This window comes from Staphylococcus schleiferi, assembly GCF_025558325.1.
Classification (GTDB): domain Bacteria; phylum Bacillota; class Bacilli; order Staphylococcales; family Staphylococcaceae; genus Staphylococcus; species Staphylococcus schleiferi.
This window is the reverse complement of the sequence record NZ_CP094712.1, coordinates 1,556,881-1,580,106: the sequence shown is the minus strand read 5'-3', so window position 1 is coordinate 1,580,106 and position 23,226 is coordinate 1,556,881. Positions and strand designations below refer to the sequence as shown.

Below are 23,226 nucleotides of genomic sequence, written 5' to 3'. Positions count from 1 at the left end.
CAGAAAGTAGAAGGTGACGATGAATGCCGCAAACGAAAAAACGAAAATCACAAACGTCTCGCAGCAAGAAACGAACTTCTAAAAAAAAGCAAAACGATACACCACTAAGATTTATTTTGTCTATTGTTTTTGTAGTTATTTTAACTTTAGGTATTTTTCAATTAGGATTAGTGGGTATTGCAATTGATAGCTTTTTTAATTATCTGTTTGGCGTAACACGTTATCTGACCTATCTATTGTTATTACTAGGGACAGGTTTTTTTGCTTATAATGGAAAGTTACCAAAAACAAGAAGGCTAACGGGGTCAATCATTTTACAGATTGCACTATTATTGGTAGCTCAAATGCATTATATGATGATTGGGGATGCAGCAGCGAGACGTGAGCCTGTTTTATCTTATGTATACCACGCATATGAGACGGAAGGTTTTAACTATTTTGGTGGCGGTTTGCTTGGCTATATGTTTATTCATATTTTAACGCCATTGATTTCTATCGTAGGTATCGTCATACTCACATTAATTTTATTGATTTCGAGTGGTATTTTGTTATTGAAAAAACGTCATAGAGATGTTGCAAAGGTTGGCTTAGAAAACGTTAAACAGGCGACATCACATGCATATAATCGTTATGGTCATCATCGAGAGCAACGACGTTTACAAAAGCAAGAGAAAAAAGAGCAAAAGCGACTTGCTCAAGAACAATCTAAAAGTGAACAAATGAAAGACGTATCTGATTTTCCAGAGGTATCGTCAACAGAAGATGAAACACAGACAGACTATCCTTCAATTCCAATTTTAGGGCATAAAATGGCTTCAAATGACGGGCATCAAACAGCTAAAAATGAACAAGAAAACAATACAAAAGCAAATCCAATTCAACGGATTAATCATGCAGATGAAAATGTTGGCATCCCTTCAGACCAATCAGATGCTGAAGGCAGTATATCTGAAGCGGGCGAGGTGGCCAATCATGCGTACGAACTTCCACCGCTTTCTTTATTAGATGCTCCAAAACAACAACAAACAACTTCAAAAGCAGAAGTCCAACGAAAAGGAAGATTATTAGAAACAACTTTGAAAAATTTTGGTGTCAATGCGAAAGTGACGCAAATTAAAATCGGTCCAGCTGTGACACAATATGAGGTACAGCCTGCACAAGGGGTGAAAGTAAGTCGAATCGTTAATTTACATAACGATATCGCGCTAGCATTAGCGGCAAAAGATATTCGAATTGAAGCGCCTATCCCAGGAAAATCGGCTGTCGGTATTGAAGTACCTAATAATAAAATTGCGTTAGTGACTTTAAAAGAAGTATTAGATGAAAAATTCCCAACGCAAAATAAATTAGAAGTAGCATTAGGTCGTGATATATCTGGAGAACCAATTACTGCAGAGCTTAATAAAATGCCTCACTTATTAGTCGCAGGTTCAACCGGAAGTGGGAAATCGGTTTGTATCAACGGCATTATCACAAGTATTTTATTGAATGCAAAGCCACATGAAGTAAAACTTATGATGATTGATCCAAAAATGGTAGAATTAAATGTGTACAATGGAATTCCACATTTATTAACACCTGTTGTAACCAATCCACATAAAGCGGCGCAAGCATTAGAAAAAGTAGTTGGAGAAATGGAAAGAAGATATGATTTATTCCAACATTCAGGAACACGTAATATTGAAGGTTACAACGCATTAATGAATCAAAAAAATAATGAGTTGGATGAAAAAGAACCATTATTACCCTATATTGTCGTAATTGTAGATGAACTTGCAGATTTAATGATGGTAGCAGGTAAAGATGTTGAAACAGCGATTACACGCATCACACAAATGGCGCGTGCAGCGGGTATTCATCTCATTATAGCAACACAACGTCCTTCAGTAGATGTCATTACAGGTTTAATCAAAAATAACATTCCATCACGTATCGCCTTTGCGGTGAGCTCTCAAACGGACTCACGTACAATTATCGATAGTGGTGGTGCGGAAAAACTTCTTGGTAAAGGGGACATGTTATTTATTAAAAATGGTGGCTCTACGCGTACGCGTGTGCAAGGTGCATTTTTAAGTGATAATGAAGTGCAAAAAATCGTCTCATATGTCGTCGCCCAACAAAAAGCGAATTACGTTAAAGAGATGGAGCCAGATGCACAAGTGGATGAAGCGGATATGGAAAGTGATGATCCATTATACAAAGATGCTTATTTATTTGTTATTGAGCAACAAAAAGCAAGTACATCGCTATTACAACGCCAGTTTCGAATTGGTTATAATCGAGCATCGAGAATCATGGATGATTTAGAACGAAATCAGGTCATTGGACCACAAAAGGGGAGCAAGCCAAGACAAATTTTAGTTGATTTAAATGATGGAGAGGTGTAAGACATGTCGGTAAATCCTGACGTTAATATTGTGAAAGAATGGATACTTAAAGAAATTGAAGAAGAGCGCATTAAACCTGGTGAATCTTTACCGGGTTTATTGGCACTTGCACGTACATGTAATGTAAAGACAGATGACGTTCAGGTTGCGATTCACGAACTCGTTACTGAACAAATAGTCACACAAAATTTTGAAGAAGGCGCACGAGTTAAAGTACCACAGCCGTTCTTTTATCCTTTAGATGAATTAATGAGTATTGGACGCATGATATCTGATAAAGGTTATGAAAATGGCACCGTATTTTTAAGCCTTGATGAAGAAGAAGCATCGCTTGATGATTGTAAAGTGATGAACCTCGAACCTAAATCACAAATTACTGTTGTTGAACGTATTCGAACGGCTAATGGTCACCCAGTTGTCTATTGTTTAGATAAAGTAGCGACCGATGTATTTGAACATTTTGGTACGCATCATCCACAATCTTCTATATTGAAAGCTGTAGAAGCAGCAAGTCAGAAAAAAATCGCTTATGCTGAAACAGAAATGGAAGCGATTAGCTATGAACCTTATATCTCTGATGCTTTAGATTCAGATCCGCGCGACGGGTTAATGCTTTTACGTCAAGTTCATTTCACTGAAGATGGCACACCGATTTTATATTCTTTAAACTATTTCAAGAGTAGCCTTGTGAAGTTTCGGACGATAAGAAAACGTCTATAACATAATAATTATAGTTTTTTAAAAGGAGGAGTTGCTTTGAAACAGCTTCAACAAGAACCATCAAATTCAATTTCTGTCATGTCAACGCATAAATTTAAAACGACGACAGTGACTTTTAAATTTATGGCGCCATTAGATGTTGAGACGATGACACAACGTGCACTATTGAGTAAATTATTAGTTCGCGGAACACAAAACTATCCTACTGATAAAGCATTTAACCAATATTTGTCAGAATTATACGGTGCTTATGTGAATAGCTATGTATCTAAATATAAAGATCGACATGTGATCACCATCAGTTTAGAAATCGTGAATGAACGTTACCTATTAGATGATGAGCCTTTATTTGAAAAAGGTGTCGCATTATTAAAAGAGGTCATTTTAAATCCGCTTGTTTCTCATAAAGCTTTTAATGAAAACTTTCTAGCACAAGAAAAGCGTTTGTTAAAGAAAAAACTTAAAGCCATTGAGGATAATAAATCACAACTTGCATACTTGCAGTTACTTAAACATATGTTTGGCGATCATCCTTATCGTTTTATGGCGGCAGGAGAGCTTGCACATATTGATGACATATCAGCAACAGATATTTACCATACATATCAATCTATGCTAGAAAATGATTACTGCTCAGTATACGTCGTAGGTAACGTAGATGAAGAAGCTACAGTACAACATATTCAATCTGAGTTCAATATTCAACCTTTTACATATGCGTCAACTTCATTTGGTCAAGATATAAACCAAGATCAACCTGTAAAGGAAATCGTTGAAACGGATCAAGTCGATCAAGCCAAGTTAAATATAGGATTTAGATTTCCAACCCAATACGGTGAGCCTGATTATTACACGCTTGTTGTTTTTAATATGATGTTTGGTGGAGACCCTTCGTCTGTATTATTCAATGAAGTGCGTGAACAAAAAAGTTTAGCCTATTCCATTCATTCGCAAATAGACGGCAAAAATGGCTTCTTATTTGTATTAAGTGGCGTTTCAGTTAATGATTATGAACTCGCAAAAGAAACAATTATCGAAGCATTCAATAGATTTAAGTCAGGAGATTTTACAGAAGATAAAATGGCTTTGGCTAAAAAAATTATTTTATCGAATCGTAAAGAAGCAAAAGACCGACCTAAGCATATGATTGAAACGATGCATAACCAATTGTTACTTAAAGAACCTGAAAGTGAGTCCCAGTTTGAATCTCGCATTCAAGCGGTGACACGTCAAGATGTTCAACGTCTATGTCAAAATGCGCATTTAGATACCATTTATATTTTGACAAAGGGGGAAGCTTAATATGAACCATACGTACTATCAACAAATTGATGAAACAGTTTATCATACAACATTAGAAAACGGACTCAACCTTTTTGTCATTCCTAAAAAAGATTTTCAAAAAACATTTGTGACGTATACAACGCAATTTGGTTCGCTTGATCACCGATTCAAACCACATCAATCAGACCAATTTGTCAGTGTACCCGATGGGGTTGCGCATTTTTTAGAACATAAATTATTTGAAAAAGAAGAAGGCGACTTGTTTACGGAATTTGCTGAGCACGATGCACAAGTCAATGCATTTACGAGCTTTGATCGTACAAGTTACTTATTTAGTGCGACAAATCACGTTGACGACAATATTTTGAGATTGTTGAAAATGGTTGAAACCCCTTATTTTACTGAAGAATCAGTGGAAAAAGAAAAAGGTATAATTGCTGAAGAAATAAAAATGTACCAAGAGCAGCCAGGTTATCGACTAATGTTCAATACTTTACGCGCAATGTATCATGATCATCCTGTTAAAGTGGACATCGCAGGCTCAGTCGAAAGTATTTATCAAATTACTAAAGAAGATTTATATCTCTGTTATGAAACTTTTTATCATCCATCAAATATGGTTTTATTTGTCGTTGGTGATGTTGAACCTGCACATATAGAGCAATTGGTGAAACAACATGAAGATGCACGTGCAATTGAGGCACAGCCGGAAATTGAACGTGACCCGCTCAATGAAAGCAATGAAGTGGTCCAGTCTAATGTCAGTGAGCGCATGCATATTCAATCACCTCGATTAATGATTGGGCTTAAACATCCAGTTGATGACTTCACAGAACACCAACGTGTTAAAGAAGATATTGAAATGTCATTTTTCTTTGAGATGATTTATGGCGAAGAGACGAATTTCTATCAAGCTTTACTTGATCAAGACTTGATTGATGATACATTTAGTTATCAAACGGTGATAGAGCCCTCATATAGTTTTTCATTAATTACTTCTGCAACATCAAAACCTGATCAGTTAAAAAAATTATTGATTGATGAGTTAACAACAAATATGGGCCAAGTCAAAGATCAAAAAGCATTTGAATTATTGAAACGTCAATTTATAGGGGAGTATATTTCAAGTTTAAATGCCCCTGAATATATTGCGAATCAATCTACAAAGTTTTATTTTGATGGTGTTAGTTTATTTGAATTGTTGGAAATCATTGAAGGTATTACGCTAGAAACGATGAATGCGACTATTAAAAAACGGATTCAATTAGATGCGATAGTCGATAGTCGATTGGAGATGGAAAAATCGTGAAAGCTTTAGTTGTTGGTGGATCAGGCAATATAGGTCGTGCAATTACGCATGACCTTCTTTCACGTGGCTATGAAGTTATAGTGACTTATCATCATACAGCTATTGACGAACTGGTCAAAATGTATGAAAATCAGCCGGTTCAATTTGTGCAAATTGACTTAACAAAATCGATTCAACTTGAAGAGAAATTAAAATTTATTCAAAATTTAGATGTGTTAATTTATACGAGTGGGCAAAGTTTATTTGGCATGCTTCAAGATATGACGGATCAGCAAATTCACGATGCTTATATGGTGCATGTATTTCATTTTATTAAAATGTCTCAATTTTTTGTCGACCAATTGCGACAAAGTGAGAATGGACGTATTATCGTTATTTCATCTATTTGGGGTGAAACGGGAGCAAGTTTTGAAACCATTTATTCTTCCATGAAAGCGGCACAAATCGGATTTGTTAAAGCACTCGGACAGGAGTTATCTCGAACGAATGTGACAGTGAATGCGATTGCGCCAGGCGTTGTTGCGGGACGTATGACGGATGCGTTATCAGAAGAAGCACGTGAGGATTTGCTCGAATCATTGCCACAGCATCGATGGATAGACCCTTCAGAAATTGCACATGCAACGCAATACTTACTATCTCCTGAGGCGAAAAGTATCACGGGTACAGTTCAACGTATTAATGGTGGCTGGTATTGTTAATTTGCTATAATATGAATAAATAACGTATAGGCAAGCGTTGCAAGGGGGTTTTTCATGATTACACGTGAAAAAAGAGAATGGTACTTAGAGTATAATATCAATATCAATAGAGCAGGTTTGTTAGGTGATATTTCAAGTTTACTTGGGATGATGGGAATTAATATTGGTGCGATAAACGGTATTGATAAATCCATTCGTGCTTTTATTATTAGATCCGATAGTGAAGAGAAAGTAAAACGCTTTGAAACTTTACTTAAAGAAATTGATGATATTTCTCTAAGAGTCTTGCGTGAGCCAGAGTTAAAAGACAGACTTGCTGTGAGACATGGACGTTTTGTAAAACAAGATGAGCATAATAAAAAAATATTTCGTTTTGAACGAGACGATTTAGGTTTACTTGTTGATTTTATGGCTGAATTATTTAAAGAAGAAGGTCATAAATTAATTGGGATTCGAGGTATGCCACGTGTGGGTAAAACGGAATCTATTGTAGCTGGCAGTGTGTCTGCGCACAAGAGATGGTTGTTCATCAGTTCAACTTTAATTAAACAAACGGTTCGTAGTTCACTAATTAAAGGTGAATACGATAAAGATCATGTGTATATTATTGATGGTGCGGTCACTGCAAGAGAAACAAATCCGAGGCACCAAGAGCTTGTTAAAGAAGTGATGACGTTGCCATCAGTAAAGGTCGTTGAACATCCTGATTTATTTGTTGAAGCAAGCGATTATATTATGGATGATTTTGACTATATTATTGAATTAAGAACCGAAGAAAATCAGACCATTGAATATGAAGAAATGAAAAAGCAAACCGTTAGAAGTAAAAATAACTTAGATTTTGGAGATACATTTGGTGGTTTCGGAGACGGCTTTGGTGATGGTTTTGGTTCGTTCTAACGTTTGGAGGAGAGCATAAGTTGAAAACAATCGGTGAAGTACTGCAAAGTAAAAGAGAAGGTTTAGGAATGACTTTAGCTGAATTAGAAAAAAGAACACAAATTCAGCGAGAAACATTAGTTGCCATTGAACGCAATCAGTTTGAGCAATTTGAACATCCTAATCATATACGAGGTTTTATACAAAAATATGCGCAATCCGTGAATGTTGATGGCCCATTACTCATGGATAAGCATAAAGAAGAGTTGCCTTCCATGACATACCAAGCCCATGATATTTTACAACAAATCTCACAAAATCAAGATGCATTAGTATTTTCTAATACAGATGTGCAACCGAAAAAAGTTGCGATCATTATTGGTATGCTGATTGGTATTACAGCCGTACTTTGGGGGCTATTAACCATTGTGCTATAATAGCAATAAGAGAAACAGATAAGTGGAGAGAGGAATAATTATGAATATACCTAACCAGATCACATTGTTTCGAGTCATCTTAATTCCAATATTTATGTTGTTTGCACTTGTTGATTTTGGAATGGGGAATGTTTCTTTCTTAGGGGGACACTCGATTCGTATTGAATTTTTAATTAGTGGAATCATTTTTATCATCGCATCATTAAGTGATTTTTTAGATGGCTATTTAGCACGTAAATGGCAAATTGTAACAAATATGGGGAAATTTTTAGACCCGCTTGCTGATAAACTTCTTGTTTCTGCGGCTTTAGTTGTTTTAGTAGAACTTGGATTGACGAATTCTGTCGTTGCCATCATCGTTATTGCACGTGAATTTGCGGTGACAGGGTTGAGACTATTACAAATTGAGCAAGGCTTTGTGAGTGCGGCAGGTCAACTTGGAAAAATTAAAACGGCAGTAACGATGGTTGCCTTAGTTTTCATTTTATTAGGTGAGCCTTTAAGCCAGTGGATTGGTTTTTCTTTAGGGCAAATTTTATTGTATATTGGTGTATTTTTTACAATTTTATCAGGTATTGAATATTTCTATAAAGGTAGAGATGTTTTTTTACAAGATAAAAAAGCTTAATTTTATGATTAATTCAAGGATGAATGAACTTTTAAGAGTGAAACAAAGAGAACAATGTTGAATTGGGCTGTTTGTTTTACTCTTCTTTTATTTTGTTTGTAACAACAGGCTCACATAATAATCAAGTCTTTTGTAATGGAGTCTTAGTTGAAAAGGGTGATTCTGTAAAAACAATAAACGGTTTAGTTCCATTTCAAAGGGATATCAAGATATAATGAAGTTGTGAATAAGATTTTGTAGGCAGAAAGAAGGCAATATTATGAAAGTCTGTATTATCGCAGTAGGGTCAGAGTTACTTTTAGGCCAAATTACAAATACGAATGCTCAATTTTTATCACAAAAGTTGAATGAAGCGGGTCATCATGTGTTGGAGCATATCGTTGTGGGTGACAATGAAAAAAGACTTGAAACTGTCATAAAAAGAGCGCTGGAGCAATATGATGCATTAATTTTCACGGGTGGTTTAGGCCCCACAAAAGATGACTTAACAAAACAAACGGTTGCACGTGTTTTAAATAAAAAACTCGTAACAGATCAAGAAGCACTCAATTACATTAAAGATTATTTCAAACAACATGAAAAAGAAATGACGCCGAATAATAAGCAACAAGCACTTGTAATTGAAGGTGCAAAAGTATTAGCCAATCGTGTAGGAATGGCGCCGGGTATCTATTTTAATGAAAATGATAAACACATTGTTATGCTACCTGGGCCACCGAAAGAAATGCAGCCGATGGTCGTGAATGAACTCATGCCTTACTTTTCACAAGGTGGAAAAACAATTTTCTCTGAAGTGTTACGTTTTTGTGGGATAGGTGAATCACAAGTTGAAACAGAATTACTTGACTTAATCGATGCGCAAACAAACCCAACAATTGCACCACTTGCAGGTACGCACGAAGTCACAATCAGATTGACGGCAAGCGCGGATGATGAAAAAGCGAGTCAACAGTTAATAGCACCGATAAAAGATGAAATATTAAGTCGAATTGGTCATTATTATTATGGCTCCAATGACACTACACCTGAGCGCGCTGTTATGGCGTTACAAAAGAAATCATTTGCGATATATGATCAAGTGACAGAAGGTTTACTTTACTCTAGATTAAAAAAAGAGGATCATACACATCTATTAAAAGGGTATATGATGCATCATCCTCAATTTGTAGATGAAACAGCCACAATTGAGAACCAATTATATGCATCAGCAGTATTTGTGCAATCTTTATATGACACTGAACAGGCGATGAGCCTTCTTTCACAAGGTAATACAGTCTATATTGGTTTTCTAGATCGTGATCACTTCCGAATTGAAACATTTAAAATGAGTCATCACAGAAATTTACAACGTGATCGAAGTCAAAATTATGTGCTGATTGCATGGCTAAATGAACTAAAACAGCACTAATATGATATGATTTTGAACAAAACACAAGCACATGCGTTCTATTTTGTTAGTATTCAAATCACAAAATAGCGAACAAATATTCGCAAAATGCTTGTAATTTTAATTGAAAGCATGTATAGTAGAATTAAATTAAAAGGAAATTTTTATTTATTAGGGGGTCCTATATTGGATAATGAACGTCAAAAAGCACTCGACACAGTAATAAAAAATATGGAAAAGTCATTCGGTAAAGGTGCCGTTATGAAACTAGGTGAAAATAAAGATCGCCGTGTTTCAAGTGTTTCAACAGGTTCTGTTACATTGGATCATGCATTGGGGGTTGGCGGCTATCCAAAAGGTCGTATTATTGAAGTTTATGGCCCTGAAAGTTCTGGTAAAACTACTGTAGCGTTACACGCGATTGCTGAAGTGCAAAAAAATGGCGGTATTGCTGCGTTTATCGATGCTGAACATGCGTTGGATCCTGTCTATGCTGAAGCGCTCGGTGTGGATATCGATAATCTATACCTTTCTCAACCTGACCACGGTGAACAAGGTTTAGAAATTGCTGAAGCGTTCGTTAGAAGTGGTGCCGTGGACATTGTTATTGTGGACTCTGTTGCAGCCTTAACACCTAAAGCAGAAATCGAAGGTGAAATGGGTGATACACATGTTGGTTTACAAGCGCGTCTTATGTCTCAAGCATTACGTAAACTTTCAGCAGCCATTTCAAAATCAAATACGACTGCAATTTTCATTAACCAAATTCGTGAAAAAGTAGGTGTTATGTTCGGTAACCCTGAAACGACACCAGGTGGTCGTGCGTTGAAATTCTACAGTTCTGTTCGCTTAGAAGTCAGACGTGCAGAACAATTGAAACAAGGCCAAGACATCGTAGGTAACCGTACGAAAATCAAAGTTGTGAAAAATAAAGTGGCACCACCATTTAAAGTCGCTGAGGTCGATATCATGTATGGTCAAGGTATCTCTCGAGAAGGTGAATTGATTGATTTAGGTGTACAATATGACATCGTAGACAAATCTGGTGCATGGTATTCTTATAACGGTGAACGTATGGGTCAAGGTAAAGAGAATGTAAAACAATTCTTAAAAGAAAACCCACAATTAGAAGATGAAATCGATCGAAAACTCCGTGAAAAATTAGGTATTTTTGACGGTGATGTAGAAGAAAAAGAGCAAGAAGAGCCACAAACATTATTTGATGAATAATCATATTTCGATATAAAATTAAAAGTGAAACATGAATCTAAATAAGAATTAGATTCGGTTTCACTTTTTGTTTTGGAAAAGCTAATTGCAACAAAATTTCAAATAGAACATGATAGCGTGATGATTTTTCGTTTTGAAATGTATCATCTTTTTTATTCAATAGTGTTGGATACCTTGATTTTTCATTGTTCAAAACGTACAATTGAACTTGTATGATTCTTATTTTTAGTCATATAATCATATAGATTGGTTAACATACAGAACGAAATCCTAGAAAAAGGAGGTGTTTGTGTGAATTTATTAAGCCTCTTACTCATTTTGCTGGGTATAATTCTAGGAGTTGTTGTAGGGTATTTAATCGCCCAGAATTTAATATATCAAAAGCAGTCACAAGCCAAACGTACTGCTAAAGATATTATTGAACAAGCAAACAAAGAAGCAGAGAATCTTAAAAAAGAGAAATTAATCGAAGCTAAAGAAGAAAACCAAGTTCTAAGAGAACGCATCGAAAGCGAACTAAGGGAACGACGTGGAGAGCTTCAAAGGCAAGAATCCCGACTTCTTCAAAAAGAGGAGAACTTGGAGCGAAAATCTGATCTACTCGATAAAAAGGATGAGATTTTAGAGCAAAAAGAATCTAAACTTGAAGAAAGACAACAACAAGTAGACGCAAAAGAGAGTAGTGTTCAATCAATAATAATGAAGCACGAACAAGAATTAGAACGCATCTCCGGTCTCACACAAGAAGAAGCACGTAAAGAGCAATTGGAACGTGTAGAAGAAGAGTTGTCACAAGATATTGCAGTACTTGTTAAAGAAAAAGAGCGTGAAGCTAAAGAAAAAGTAAACCAAAAAGCAAAAGAATTACTCGCTACGACAGTGCAACGTTTTGCTGCTGATCATACTTCAGAGTCAACAGTGTCAGTTGTTAACTTACCTAATGACGAGATGAAAGGACGTATCATCGGTCGTGAAGGTAGAAATATTCGTACGTTAGAAACATTAACAGGTATTGATTTAATCATTGATGATACACCTGAAGCGGTAATTTTATCAGGTTTTGATCCTATTCGAAGAGAAATTGCCAAAACAGCGTTAATCAACCTCGTTTCTGACGGTCGTATTCATCCAGGCCGTATTGAAGATATGGTAGAAAAAGCAAGACGAGAAGTCGATGAAATTATTCGTGATGCAGGTGAACATGCAACATTTGAATTAAATATTCATAATATGCATCCTGATCTCGTTAAAATTTTAGGGCGTATGCATTATCGAACAAGTTATGGACAAAATGTGCTTAAACATTCTATTGAAGTAGCATATTTATCTGGAATGCTTGCTGCAGAATTGAACGAAGATGTAACACTGGCTAAAAGAGCCGGTTTATTACACGATATTGGTAAAGCGATTGATCACGAAGTTGAAGGAAGCCATGTTGAAATTGGTGTCGAATTAGCTAAAAAATATGGCGAACCTGAGACGGTCATCAATGCAATTCATTCACACCATGGAGAGGTTGAGCCGACATCGATTATATCTATTTTAGTTGCTGCTGCAGATGCTTTATCGGCTGCAAGACCTGGCGCTAGAAAAGAAACGTTAGAGAATTATATCAAACGTTTAGAACGATTAGAGGACATTTCTGAAAGCTATGATGGCGTGGAAAAAGCTTTTGCTATACAAGCAGGTCGTGAAATACGCGTGATTGTATCACCAGAAGAAATAGATGATTTAAAATCTCATCGCTTAGCGAGAGATATTAAAAATCAGATTGAGGATGAACTACAATATCCGGGTCATATCAAAGTGACAGTTGTTCGTGAGACGAGAGCAATTGAATATGCGAAGTAACAGTGTATGAAATAAAAACAGGTTTCATCATAATGTCATGTACATTATGATGAAACCTGTTTTTTTATTTGTATTCATATCCTAAATGATTAATTTTTCCATTTTAAATTTCAGTCGTCATCAAAGTTATTTACAGAGATGAAGTTCAGTTTCTTTCAATTCTTCTAAAGCACTAGATGTGTCATAACTACTTGAGGAAATGTTTGCATAACGTTCTGCCATTCGATACGCATTGATGTATAATTCGATACTCTCTTTTGCGATATCTTCAGGATTTTCTTTTTTAGATGGATTCGCGCTCAAAACAAGTTCTGCAAATTTTTCAGGATCAATACTAATTGACATAAGTTAATAAACAACTCCTAATGTTTTTATGAAAATACGTACTTATTGATTATTAAACAATAAGCATTCCTAATCTTTTCAATACCCCAACTGATTATATTTAATCATATATTTTTACATTCAAATATACACTTGAATAAAGAAATGAATCGAGTTATAATTTATTCAAACGAATACTTGAATGAAAGTGTGAGATAAATGACAAAACAACAAATTCCAACATGTGACACATTTAGTATAGATGCTGAAATCGTACACGAAGCTAAGCAAGAAATAGAAAATTCTAATATTGAACATGTAAGTCAAATGTTTAAAAGTATTGCTGATGTCAATCGTGCAAAAATTACATTTGCTTTGTGCGAACATGAAGAGCTGTGTGTTTGTGATATCGCAGAAATACTCAATATTACTGTTGCAAACGCGTCGCACCATTTAAGATCTTTGTACAAAAACGGAATCGTAACTTATCGGAAAGAAGGTAAACGTGCTTTTTATCGCTTGTATGACGAACATATCCGTCAAATTATGACAATATCTATTGAGCATAAGAAAGAAGTGGATGAAGATGGTACAAAATCATAAAACATATCGTATCGAAGGGTTATCGTGTGCCAATTGTGCGGGTAAATTTGAAAAGAATGTGAACAAGCTGACTTCAGTGGAAAAGGCGCAAGTTAATTTTGGCGCTTCGAAAATTTATGTAACCGGTCAACCTACTTTAGATGAATTAGAACATGCGGGTTCATTTGAAAATCTAAAAATTATTCCTGACGATCAACAAGTGAATGCGCAATCTCGTACGATGCATTCACCTGTCAAAGAGATGCACTTTATAGATAAATTCAAAGCATTTTATCATCAACATGAAACCATTATCTTTGCTGCGATTCTTGTTATTCTCGGTTATATTTCACAATGGCTAAACAACGCGAACAATACTATGACGCTCATATTGTATACGCTATCTATCGTCTTAAGTGGGAGCCAGTTGATTATTCAAGGGGTCAAAAATCTCCTCCATTTTGAATTTGATATGCGTACTTTGATGACGATTGCGATTATCGGGGGCGTATTAATCGGCCAATGGGGAGAAGTTGCTGTTGTAGTCATATTATTTGCAATCAGTGAAGCATTAGAACAATTTTCTATGGATAAAGCCCGTCAATCTATGGCTTCTTTAATGGAAATTGCGCCTGATGAGGCGACAATACTTAGACGGGGTCAATTATTGCGCTTAGCTACAGAAGAGGTTGAAGTTAATGATATTTTGTATGTTAAGCCTGGGCAAAAAATTGCTTTAGATGGGATTGTTGTTTCAGGTCATGCGTCAGTCAATCAAGCTGCTATCACTGGCGAATCAATGCCAGTTGATAAACGAGAAAGCGATGAAGTCTATGCAGGTACATTAAACGAAGATGGTGTGCTTGAAGTCAAAGTAACGAAAGCATCTAAAGATACGGCATTAGCGAAAATGATTCAATTGGTAGAAGCAGCCCAAGTTGAAAAAGCGCCCGCCCAAGCTTTCGTAGAAAAATTCGCAAAATATTATACGCCATGTATTATGGTGATTGCTTTCTTAGTAGCCATCCTTCCACCTTTATTATTAAATGATGCTTTTTTACCATGGATATATCAAGGACTTTCTGTTTTAGTCGTAGGCTGTCCCTGTGCTTTAGTTATTGCGACTCCGATTTCTATTGTTTCAAGTATAGGAAATGCTGCTAAAAACGGCGTGCTTATTAAAGGCGGGATTTACCTTGAGCAATTGAGTAAAGTTCAAACACTCGCGTTTGATAAAACAGGTACGCTAACAGTGGGCCATCCGGTCGTTACAGAGGTCATCCATTTAAATCAAAACCAAAAAGAAAGAATAGATACTTTAGGTTATCTTTCTGCTGTTGAAAACTTATCAAATCATCCTATCGCGAGAGCAGTGGTAGCCTACGCAACAGAAAAGCATATTGACTATCAACAATATCAGGTTAAAGATTTTCTATCTAAAACAGGGCAAGGTGTGCGTGCCGTTATTGAGGGAAACGACATTTTAATCGGTCAACCCCAATTATTTCATATCAATACCAATGAAGAACTTGTTGAACAAATCAATGATATGCAAAAGCAAGGCGACACCGTTATTTTAATGTCGATTAACCATACTTTAACCACTTTAATTACTGTTCGAGATCAAGTACGTGAACAGTCTCAAAAAGCAATTGAAGCACTTCAAAATTTAGGGATACAACATACAGTCATGTTGACAGGGGATAATTTAAATAGTGCACAAGCCATCAATCGAAAATTGAAATTGACAAATGTTGAAGCAGATTTAATGCCAGAAGATAAATTAAAGCATATAGAAAAATTAGAAGCTTTAAATGGTCCAGTAGGAATGGTTGGTGATGGTGTGAATGATGCACCTGCTCTAGCGCGTGCTTCTATCGGTATTGCGATGGGTGGTGCGAGCACCGATACAGCACTTGAAACTGCTGACATTGCTTTACTCGGCGATGATATGTCTAAATTGCCATTTACTTACCGGTTAAGTCGAAAAACGATGAATGTGATTAAAGCTAATATTGTCTTTGCGATTGGTATTAAATTAATTGCCTTACTCTTAGTTATACCTGGCTGGTTAACGTTATGGATTGCTATTTTTTCAGATATGGGTGCAACTTTGATTGTGGCTTTAAATGCAATTCGTTTGCTCTATGTGAAAGATGAAGCTTAATCAAGTAGAACGGTTGACATCTCTATTGAGAAAGATACAATAAGAGGTAAATCAACATCGTTAAATACTATACAATCTTTTCAAATAGAAATAACTTTTCGCGAATGACCACAACAGTTATGTCTAGCATTGATGAATGAAATGCATACTTTTAATATATCATTATGGGACGAGATGAGAATGAACAATGCCAAGAGTTTGTATGGAAGATTGTTCTTTTCATAGCTCGTCTCTTTTTATATGTTGCGTATGCTTTGTATATAGAATTTTTAAATAATGATACAGTTGAAATATACATAAATGCCCATATTTAGAGAGGACGAAACATAATGAGAATTTTATTTATAGGAGATATTGTCGGAAAAGTTGGACGCCAAGCGATATCAGAATGGTTGCCAAAACTGAAACAACGTTATCATCCGACCGTGACGATAGTGAATGCAGAAAATGCGGCGCACGGTAAAGGTTTAACTGAAAAAATATATAAAGAACTATTGCGTAATGGCGTTGATTTTATGACTATGGGAAACCATACTTATGGTCAACGAGAAATTTATGATTTTATACAAGATGCAACACGCCTTGTGAGACCCGCAAACTTTCCTGATGAAGCACCAGGGATTGGTATGCGTATTATTAATTTAAATGATAAAAAGCTAGCAGTTATTAATTTGCAGGGGCGTAGTTTTATGCCAGATATTGATGATCCTTTTAAAAAAGCCAATCAATTGATTGAAGAAGCGCAAAAAGAAACGGATTATATTTTTGTTGATTTTCATGCTGAAACCACTTCTGAGAAAAATGCAATGGCTTGGTTTTTAGATGGACGTGCGAGTGCTGTAGTTGGCACGCATACACATATTCAAACATCAGATAATCGTATTTTACCTCAAGGGACTGCTTTTATTACCGATGTAGGTATGACGGGCTATTATGATGGTATTCTTGGCATTAATCGTGATGAAATCATTAAACGATTCCTTACAAGTTTACCTCAACGTCACGTTGTTCCTGATGAAGGGCGTAGTGTGTTGTCAGGCGTTATTGTTGATTTAAAAGAAGACGGGACAGCCAAAAATATTGAACGTATTTTAATCAATGATGACCATCCGTTCGAAGCATAATATTCATTTAACGTTAATAGATCTAATAAAGGATATAAGCATTATCCGCCATTAGTATGAATTTTTTTAAAACCCATTATTTAATAGAGCAAATAATGGGTTATTTTGATATGATAAATAGTGAATTTAATCGTGTAGGAGGCTAAATCTATGAAAGCTCAATTGTCATGGAAAGTGGGAGGTCAGCAAGGCGAAGGGATTGAATCAACGGGAGAAATTTTCGCCACTGCAATGAATCGAAAAGGCTATTATTTGTATGGTTATCGTCATTTTTCAAGCCGAATTAAAGGAGGCCATACCAATAATAAAATCCGTGTCTCTACAACACCTGTTCACGCAATTAGTGATGATTTAGATATTCTTGTCGCATTTGATCAAGAAACAATTGTGTTAAATCATCATGAAATGCGAGAAGATAGTGTCATCCTAGCAGATAGTAAGGCTAAGCCTGAGAAACCAGAAGACTGTAAAGCGCAATTGGTTGTCTTACCCTTTACAGAAACTGCCAAATCATTAGGGACAACATTAATGAAAAATATGGTGGCCATTGGTGCAACAGCAGCGTTAATGGATTTAAATACTGACACATTTGAAGCGCTCATTACAAATATGTTTGAGAAAAAAGGAGAAAAAGTCGTTGAACTTAATATTCAAGCATTGAATGAAGGTTATCGTATTATGCAAGATGAGTTGGCTGGCATTCAAGGGGACTTTATGCTTGAAGAAAGCGCAGGTACGCCTCATCTTTATATGATAGGGAATGATGCCATTGGCTTAGGAGCAATCTCAGGAGGCTCAAGATTTATGGCTGCTTATCCGATTACGCCGGCTTCTGAAATAATGGAATATATGATTGAAAATTTACCAAAAGTGGGCGGAACCGTCATTCAAACCGAAGATGAAATCGCAGCTGCGACGATGGCGATTGGTGCGAACTATGGTGGTGTTCGTGCATTCACTGCTTCTGCTGGTCCAGGTCTCTCGTTAATGATGGAAGCGATAGGTTTATCTGGGATGACTGAAACACCGTTAGTCATAATGAATACGCAACGTGGTGGTCCATCTACAGGTTTACCAACAAAGCAAGAACAGTCTGACTTAATGCAGATGATTTATGGAACACACGGAGATATTCCTAAAATTGTCGTTGCGCCAACGGATGCTGAAGATGCTTTTTACCTTACAGTAGAAGCATTTAACTTAGCGGAAGAATATCAATGTCCAGTTATTTTACTAAGTGACTTACAACTTTCCTTAGGTAAGCAAACAGTGAAAAACTTAGATCATTCAAAAATTGAGATTCAACGCGGCTCAACTATTACAGAGGATATCGAACGCGATCCAGAAGATAAAGGGTACTTCAAACGCTATGCTTTAACAGAATCAGGTGTCTCACCACGACCTATTCCTGGTGTAAAAGGTGGTATTCACCATGTTACAGGTGTTGAACATAACGAAGAAGGAAAACCTAGTGAAGCCGCTCAAAATCGCCGAGATCAAATGGAAAAACGCATGCGTAAGACGGAACACTTATTGATTGAAAAACCTGTTGAAGGTCAATTGGAACATGAAGATGCGGATATTTTAATCCTTGGTTTCATTTCAACGAAGGGCGCAATTCAAGAAGGTGTTGCTAGACTAGAAGCGCAAGGAGCTAAAGTAAACCACCTCCAAATTCGTCAACTTCATCCATTCCCAACTCAAACAATCCAAGCAGCTGCTGATAAAGCGAAAAAAGTTGTTGTTGTTGAACATAACTACCAAGGCCAGCTCGCAAGCATTATCAAAATGAATGTTAACTTAGGCGATAAACTTGTTAAGCAAACGAAATATGACGGTACACCGTTTTTACCTTATGAGATTGAAGAAAAAGGTTTAGAAATCGTAAATGCGTTAAAGGAGAGAGTGTAATTGGCTACTTTTAAAGATTTTAGAAATAATGTGAAACCGAATTGGTGTCCAGGTTGTGGTGATTTCTCTGTACAAGCGGCGATTCAAAAAGCAGCTGCAAATGTGGGGCTTGAACCTGATGAGGTTGCCCTAATCACTGGGATTGGCTGTTCAGGGCGACTTTCTGGTTACGTAAATTCATACGGAGTGCATTCGATTCACGGTCGTGCATTACCTCTCGCACAAGGCGTTAAAATGGCCAATCGTGATTTAACTGTCATTGCATCAGGTGGAGATGGAGATGGTTATGCTATTGGTATGGGACATACCATTCATGCGTTACGCCGAAACATGAACATTACTTACATTGTTATGGATAATCAAATTTATGGTTTAACAAAAGGGCAAACTTCTCCGTCTTCAGCACCGGGATTTGTTACAAAAACGACACCAAAAGGGAATATCGAACAAAATGTTGCACCTCTTGAATTAGCTTTATCATCAGGAGCAACGTTTGTAGCACAAGGTTTTTCAAGTGATATTAAAGCTTTAACAAAAATGATTGAAGATGCGATTAATCATGATGGCTTCTCATTTGTAAATGTTTTTTCTCCATGTGTAACATACAACAAAGTGAATACGTACGATTGGTTCAAAGAGAATTTAACAGCGATTGAGGATATAGAGGGCTATGATGTGACAGATAAACAAGGTGCTATTCAAACCGTGCTACAACATGATTCATTAATTAAAGGTATTGTTTATCAAGATACTGAAACGCCATCATATGAATCTCAAATTGAAGCGTTAGGCGATACACCATTAGCAAAACATGATTTAAGTTTAAGTGAAGCACAGTTTGAATCTTTTACAAAACAATTTGTATAAAGCTTTATCTATAAAGTTTGCTGATTTGATTATAAAATATATTCTGCAAAAGCAACGGCACATTGAAGTGGCGTTGCTTTTTTAGTTGCTATTATCAATTAAAATAAAAGTGTAAAGATTCATTTTTATCATTTAAGGTTGAACAGTCTTATCAAAATGACTAAAAATGCTTTGATATTTATACATCAAAAAGTTTGCAGAAAAATTGATAGTTAAGAAAGAGCATGTTTATTAAAAGGCTCCAATCAAGGCTAGGCTATAAAACGTATTTTGATAGCAGACTAATTTTTACCACAAACTTAGGGATATTTTTTATTTTAATTGTAATCAGGTATAATATATAGAAGAAAGAGGAGGTTTTGTCATTGGTTGATACATTGATGAGTATACAAATCATTCCACAGACACCTCACGGAGAGGATGTCATTCCTTTTGTTGATGAAGCAATAAAAGTGATTGAGGCATCCGGGCTAAAATATCGTGTTGGTGCATTAGAAACAAATGTCGAAGGCGATATGAATGCGTTGCTTATTTTAATCCAAAAAATGAATGATCGGATGGTTGAATTAGAAGCACCTAGCGTCATTCATCAAATAAAGTTTTATCACGTTCCTGAAGGCATCAGTATTGAAACACTAACTGGTAAATATGACGATACTGAAAAATAGTGTAACGATTTTTATATTGACTTCGAAAAATATCATTTTGCACTTTGGCTAGAATTTTAATATAATGAACTAATGATATATGGGCAGAAAGGGTTTTGTATGTGAACGAAGAACAAAGAAAAGCTGGGACGATTGATGTTTTAGCACAACGTAATAATAAAGAGAAAGATTATAGTAAATATTTTGATTTTGAGCACGTTTATCAACCGCCAAGCTTAAAAGAAGCCAAAAAGCGTGGAAAAGAATCAGTTCAATATAATCGTGATTTTCAAATCGATGAAAAGTATCGCGGTATGGGGAAAGGACGCACTTTCCTAATTAAAACATATGGTTGTCAAATGAATGCACATGATACAGAGGTTATGGCGGGAATTTTTACTGCCTTAGGCTATACACCTACTGAAGGCATCAATTTGGCAGACGTCATTCTATTGAACACATGTGCGATTAGAGAAAATGCTGAAAATAAAGTGTTTGGAGAAATTGGGAATCTAAAACACATTAAACAAGAACGCCCAGATTGTTTAATCGGTGTGTGTGGCTGTATGTCACAAGAAGAGTCTGTGGTAAATAAAATTTTGAAATCATACCAAAATGTGGATATGATTTTTGGAACACATAACATTCATCGCTTACCTCAAATTTTGGAAGAAGCCTATCTTTCTAAAGCAATGGTTGTGGAAGTATGGTCAAAAGAAGGCGACGTTATCGAAAACCTTCCTAAAGTAAGAGACGGCAAAATTAAAGCATGGGTCAATATCATGTATGGATGTGACAAATTCTGTACATACTGTATCGTGCCATTTACACGAGGAAAAGAACGTAGTCGACGTCCTGAAGATATCATTGAAGAAGTACGTGATTTAGCACGTCAAGGTTATAAAGAAATTACGTTATTAGGTCAAAACGTGAATGCTTATGGTAAAGATTTAGAAGGTATTACTTATGGTTTAGGTGATTTAATGGCTGATATTTCAAAAATTGATATCCCGCGTGTCCGTTTTACAACAAGTCACCCGTGGGACTTTACAGATCGTATGATTGAAGTCATTGCTGAAGGTGGAAATATCGTGCCGCATATCCATTTACCAGTTCAATCTGGGAATAATGACGTGTTGAAAATTATGGGGCGTAAATATACAAGAGAGAGCTATTTAGATTTAGTAGATAGAATTAAGGCTGCCATTCCAGATGTTGCGCTCACAACAGATATTATCGTAGGGTATCCAAACGAAACAGAAGCACAATTTGAAGAAACGTTATCTTTATATGAAGCGGTTGGATTCGAGCATGCCTACACATATATTTATTCTCAACGTGACGGTACACCTGCTGCTAAAATGAAGGATAATGTACCAAATGAAGTGAAAAAAGCGCGTTTACAACGTTTGAACCGTTTAGTAAGCGAATATTCTTCACGTACGCTAGCGGCTTATGAGGGACAAACTGTTCGTGTATTATGTGAAGGTGCAAGTAAAAAAGATGATGAAGTATTAGCAGGTTATACAGAAAAAAATAAACTTGTTAACTTCCGAGCACCTAAATCTGTTATCGGTAAAATTGTAGATGTTAAGGTTGTTGAAGCAAAACAATTCTCACTTAATGGTGAATTTGTTGGTGTCAGTGAAGCAGCTGTGGTGACACCATAAGATGTATTCAAAAGAGTCGATTTTGGAAGCTGCTAAAGCATTGGGTCAGGCATTTCAATCTTTAGATACAATTCAAGATTATAGACGCATTGAAACACAAATTCATCAAAATGAACAGATTGCACAGCACATGTCAGAGTTGAAGCAGAATCAAAAGCAGTCTGTAAATCTACAAAACTATAATAAGCCGAATGCCTATGCACGTTCTGAAGCGAAGATAGATCAAATTAGAACGACAATAGATGATATCCCTATTGTCAATGAGTTTAGAACAGCACAGCAAGAGGCAAATGAGTTGCTCCATCTCGTTGTAGACACAATATCAACGCGAATTGAAAGTTCAACTGATGACTGAGATGTCTAGACGTTCAACATTGTGTAGCTAAATGAGAAGTTATGAATGAGGACATAGGTTTTTAAGGTAAAATAGAGTTTCTATTCTAAAAATATGGTAGAGCACATCATTGTTTCAACCGTGGTGGAGAGTGATATGTGTGAATACACGTAAATTGACACTGACAGCATTATTTGTGGCCGTTAATGTAGTGTTGAGTTCAGTAATTGTCATCCCCATTGGTCCGATTAAAGCAGCACCAGTTCAGCATTTTATCAATGTTTTGAGCGTTGTTTTAGTTGGACCATGGTACGGGCTGGCCCAAGCCTTCCTTTCTTCAAGCATTCGTGTATTGTTTGGAACAGGTACGCCGTTTGCGTTTCCTGGGAGTATGATTGGCGTTTTGCTAGCGAGCTTGTTTTATTATGTAAATCGGCACTTATTTGTTGCGGCGATAGGAGAAGTGATTGGTACAGGCATTATTGGGAGTTTGTTCTGTATTCCAATTGCGTGGATACTCCACTTAGATCATTTTCTCATTAAACCGTTAATGGCTGCATTTATTACATCGAGTTTGATTGGTGCAAGTATTAGTTACATTCTTTTACTTGTACTTAAGCGGCGAGGTTTATTAGCATACTTAAAATTAGATAAAAATAAAAGAAGATTAAAATAATTATTAAATCATTGAGGGGCTGGGGGTTTAAACAGAAGTTTATACTCTCAGCCTTGATACATATTTAAATCGCATACATAAAATACCTTCAAAAAGTAAATGAAATATAGA

21 protein-coding genes are annotated in these 23,226 nt (G+C 36.2%); 20 read left to right on the top strand and 1 reads right to left on the bottom strand.

Going from position 1 to position 23,226, the window contains the following annotated elements:
* The first annotated feature begins 23 nt into the window (after positions 1-23).
* The 11 genes from MUA40_RS07425 to rny all read left to right on the top strand — a co-directional run bounded on the left by MUA40_RS07425 (position 24) and on the right by rny (position 12,813).
* Positions 24-2,387: a DNA translocase FtsK gene (locus tag MUA40_RS07425; RefSeq protein WP_016424931.1), complete on the top strand. Its 2,364-nt coding sequence runs from the start codon at positions 24-26 to the stop codon at positions 2,385-2,387.
* Positions 2,388-2,390: 3 nt separating this feature from the next.
* Positions 2,391-3,107 (top strand): GntR family transcriptional regulator, encoded by a 717-nt coding sequence (locus MUA40_RS07420; RefSeq protein WP_016424932.1) that lies wholly within the window; start codon positions 2,391-2,393, stop codon positions 3,105-3,107.
* 36 nt (positions 3,108-3,143) lie between these two features.
* Positions 3,144-4,409, top strand: a complete 1,266-nt coding sequence (yfmF, locus tag MUA40_RS07415) for an EF-P 5-aminopentanol modification-associated protein YfmF (RefSeq protein WP_016424933.1) — start codon at positions 3,144-3,146, stop codon at positions 4,407-4,409.
* Position 4,410: 1 nt separating this feature from the next.
* Positions 4,411-5,700 (top strand): EF-P 5-aminopentanol modification-associated protein YfmH, encoded by a 1,290-nt coding sequence (yfmH, locus tag MUA40_RS07410; protein ID WP_016424934.1) that lies wholly within the window; start codon positions 4,411-4,413, stop codon positions 5,698-5,700.
* Entirely contained in the window at positions 5,697-6,401 is a 705-nt protein-coding gene (gene ymfI / locus MUA40_RS07405) for an elongation factor P 5-aminopentanone reductase (RefSeq protein ID WP_016424935.1), read from the top strand. The genes yfmH and ymfI overlap by 4 nt, the downstream gene beginning before the upstream one ends.
* A gap of 54 nt (positions 6,402-6,455) precedes the next feature.
* On the top strand, positions 6,456-7,301 hold the full coding sequence (locus MUA40_RS07400) for a DUF3388 domain-containing protein (protein ID WP_016424936.1): 846 nt from the start codon (positions 6,456-6,458) through the stop codon (positions 7,299-7,301).
* Between the two features lie 20 nt (positions 7,302-7,321).
* Positions 7,322-7,717, top strand: coding sequence for a helix-turn-helix domain-containing protein (locus tag MUA40_RS07395; RefSeq protein WP_016424937.1), 396 nt, complete (start codon positions 7,322-7,324; stop codon positions 7,715-7,717).
* A gap of 40 nt (positions 7,718-7,757) precedes the next feature.
* A complete protein-coding gene (gene pgsA / locus MUA40_RS07390) occupies positions 7,758-8,345 on the top strand; it encodes a CDP-diacylglycerol--glycerol-3-phosphate 3-phosphatidyltransferase (protein ID WP_016424938.1) in 588 nt (195 codons plus the stop codon).
* A 259-nt stretch (positions 8,346-8,604) separates the two neighbouring features.
* Entirely contained in the window at positions 8,605-9,753 is a 1,149-nt protein-coding gene (locus tag MUA40_RS07385; protein ID WP_016424939.1) for a CinA family nicotinamide mononucleotide deamidase-related protein, read from the top strand.
* A 165-nt stretch (positions 9,754-9,918) separates the two neighbouring features.
* Positions 9,919-10,962, top strand: a complete 1,044-nt coding sequence (gene recA, locus MUA40_RS07380) for a recombinase RecA (protein ID WP_037559108.1) — start codon at positions 9,919-9,921, stop codon at positions 10,960-10,962.
* Positions 10,963-11,253: 291 nt separating this feature from the next.
* Positions 11,254-12,813, top strand: a complete 1,560-nt coding sequence (gene rny / locus MUA40_RS07375) for a ribonuclease Y (protein WP_016424941.1) — start codon at positions 11,254-11,256, stop codon at positions 12,811-12,813.
* 126 nt (positions 12,814-12,939) lie between these two features.
* On the opposite strand, the gene MUA40_RS07370 is transcribed toward rny, so the two are convergent.
* Positions 12,940-13,158 carry a hypothetical protein gene (locus MUA40_RS07370; RefSeq protein WP_016424942.1) on the bottom strand — a complete coding sequence of 73 codons (219 nt, stop codon included), beginning with the start codon at positions 13,156-13,158 and terminating at the stop codon, positions 12,940-12,942.
* 198 nt (positions 13,159-13,356) lie between these two features.
* Here MUA40_RS07370 and MUA40_RS07365 point away from each other — a divergent pair, with 198 nt between their 5' ends.
* The 9 genes from MUA40_RS07365 to thiW all read left to right on the top strand — a co-directional run bounded on the left by MUA40_RS07365 (position 13,357) and on the right by thiW (position 23,115).
* Positions 13,357-13,740 (top strand): ArsR/SmtB family transcription factor, encoded by a 384-nt coding sequence (locus MUA40_RS07365; RefSeq protein ID WP_016424943.1) that lies wholly within the window; start codon positions 13,357-13,359, stop codon positions 13,738-13,740.
* Positions 13,724-15,886 carry a heavy metal translocating P-type ATPase gene (locus MUA40_RS07360; protein WP_262569333.1) on the top strand — a complete coding sequence of 721 codons (2,163 nt, stop codon included), beginning with the start codon at positions 13,724-13,726 and terminating at the stop codon, positions 15,884-15,886. The genes MUA40_RS07365 and MUA40_RS07360 overlap by 17 nt, the downstream gene beginning before the upstream one ends.
* A 329-nt stretch (positions 15,887-16,215) precedes the next feature.
* Positions 16,216-17,010, top strand: coding sequence for a TIGR00282 family metallophosphoesterase (locus tag MUA40_RS07355; RefSeq protein ID WP_016424945.1), 795 nt, complete (start codon positions 16,216-16,218; stop codon positions 17,008-17,010).
* 150 nt (positions 17,011-17,160) lie between these two features.
* Positions 17,161-18,921, top strand: coding sequence for a 2-oxoacid:acceptor oxidoreductase subunit alpha (locus MUA40_RS07350; RefSeq protein WP_262569332.1), 1,761 nt, complete (start codon positions 17,161-17,163; stop codon positions 18,919-18,921).
* The gene (locus MUA40_RS07345; protein WP_165544941.1) at positions 18,922-19,788 is read left to right on the top strand and encodes a 2-oxoacid:ferredoxin oxidoreductase subunit beta; all 867 of its coding nucleotides are present in this window, start codon (positions 18,922-18,924) and stop codon (positions 19,786-19,788) included.
* Positions 19,789-20,153: 365 nt separating this feature from the next.
* The gene (locus MUA40_RS07340) at positions 20,154-20,456 is read left to right on the top strand and encodes a thiamine-binding protein (protein WP_016424948.1); all 303 of its coding nucleotides are present in this window, start codon (positions 20,154-20,156) and stop codon (positions 20,454-20,456) included.
* A gap of 101 nt (positions 20,457-20,557) precedes the next feature.
* On the top strand, positions 20,558-22,105 hold the full coding sequence (gene miaB, locus MUA40_RS07335) for a tRNA (N6-isopentenyl adenosine(37)-C2)-methylthiotransferase MiaB (RefSeq protein WP_262569330.1): 1,548 nt from the start codon (positions 20,558-20,560) through the stop codon (positions 22,103-22,105).
* 1 nt (position 22,106) lies between these two features.
* Positions 22,107-22,460 (top strand): YlbF/YmcA family competence regulator, encoded by a 354-nt coding sequence (locus MUA40_RS07330; RefSeq protein ID WP_037559109.1) that lies wholly within the window; start codon positions 22,107-22,109, stop codon positions 22,458-22,460.
* A 139-nt stretch (positions 22,461-22,599) separates the two neighbouring features.
* A complete protein-coding gene (thiW, locus tag MUA40_RS07325; protein WP_167732664.1) occupies positions 22,600-23,115 on the top strand; it encodes an energy coupling factor transporter S component ThiW in 516 nt (171 codons plus the stop codon).
* Positions 23,116-23,226: the final 111 nt, after the last annotated feature.

Bases quoted from the DNA above. Each gene is read 5' to 3' on its own strand.
- MUA40_RS07350 (WP_262569332.1), top strand. From the start codon at position 17,161: ATGAAAGCTCAATTGTCATGGAAAGTGGGAGGTCAGCAAGGCGAAGGG.
- MUA40_RS07370 (WP_016424942.1), bottom strand. From the start codon at position 13,158: ATGTCAATTAGTATTGATCCTGAAAAATTTGCAGAACTTGTTTTGAGC.
- MUA40_RS07425 (WP_016424931.1), top strand. From the start codon at position 24: ATGCCGCAAACGAAAAAACGAAAATCACAAACGTCTCGCAGCAAGAAA.
- MUA40_RS07400 (WP_016424936.1), top strand. From the start codon at position 6,456: ATGATTACACGTGAAAAAAGAGAATGGTACTTAGAGTATAATATCAAT.
- MUA40_RS07385 (WP_016424939.1), top strand. From the start codon at position 8,605: ATGAAAGTCTGTATTATCGCAGTAGGGTCAGAGTTACTTTTAGGCCAA.
- MUA40_RS07360 (WP_262569333.1), top strand. From the start codon at position 13,724: ATGGTACAAAATCATAAAACATATCGTATCGAAGGGTTATCGTGTGCC.
- pgsA (WP_016424938.1), top strand. From the start codon at position 7,758: ATGAATATACCTAACCAGATCACATTGTTTCGAGTCATCTTAATTCCA.
- MUA40_RS07365 (WP_016424943.1), top strand. From the start codon at position 13,357: ATGACAAAACAACAAATTCCAACATGTGACACATTTAGTATAGATGCT.
- MUA40_RS07355 (WP_016424945.1), top strand. From the start codon at position 16,216: ATGAGAATTTTATTTATAGGAGATATTGTCGGAAAAGTTGGACGCCAA.
- yfmH (WP_016424934.1), top strand. From the start codon at position 4,411: ATGAACCATACGTACTATCAACAAATTGATGAAACAGTTTATCATACA.
- MUA40_RS07420 (WP_016424932.1), top strand. From the start codon at position 2,391: ATGTCGGTAAATCCTGACGTTAATATTGTGAAAGAATGGATACTTAAA.
- MUA40_RS07330 (WP_037559109.1), top strand. From the start codon at position 22,107: ATGTATTCAAAAGAGTCGATTTTGGAAGCTGCTAAAGCATTGGGTCAG.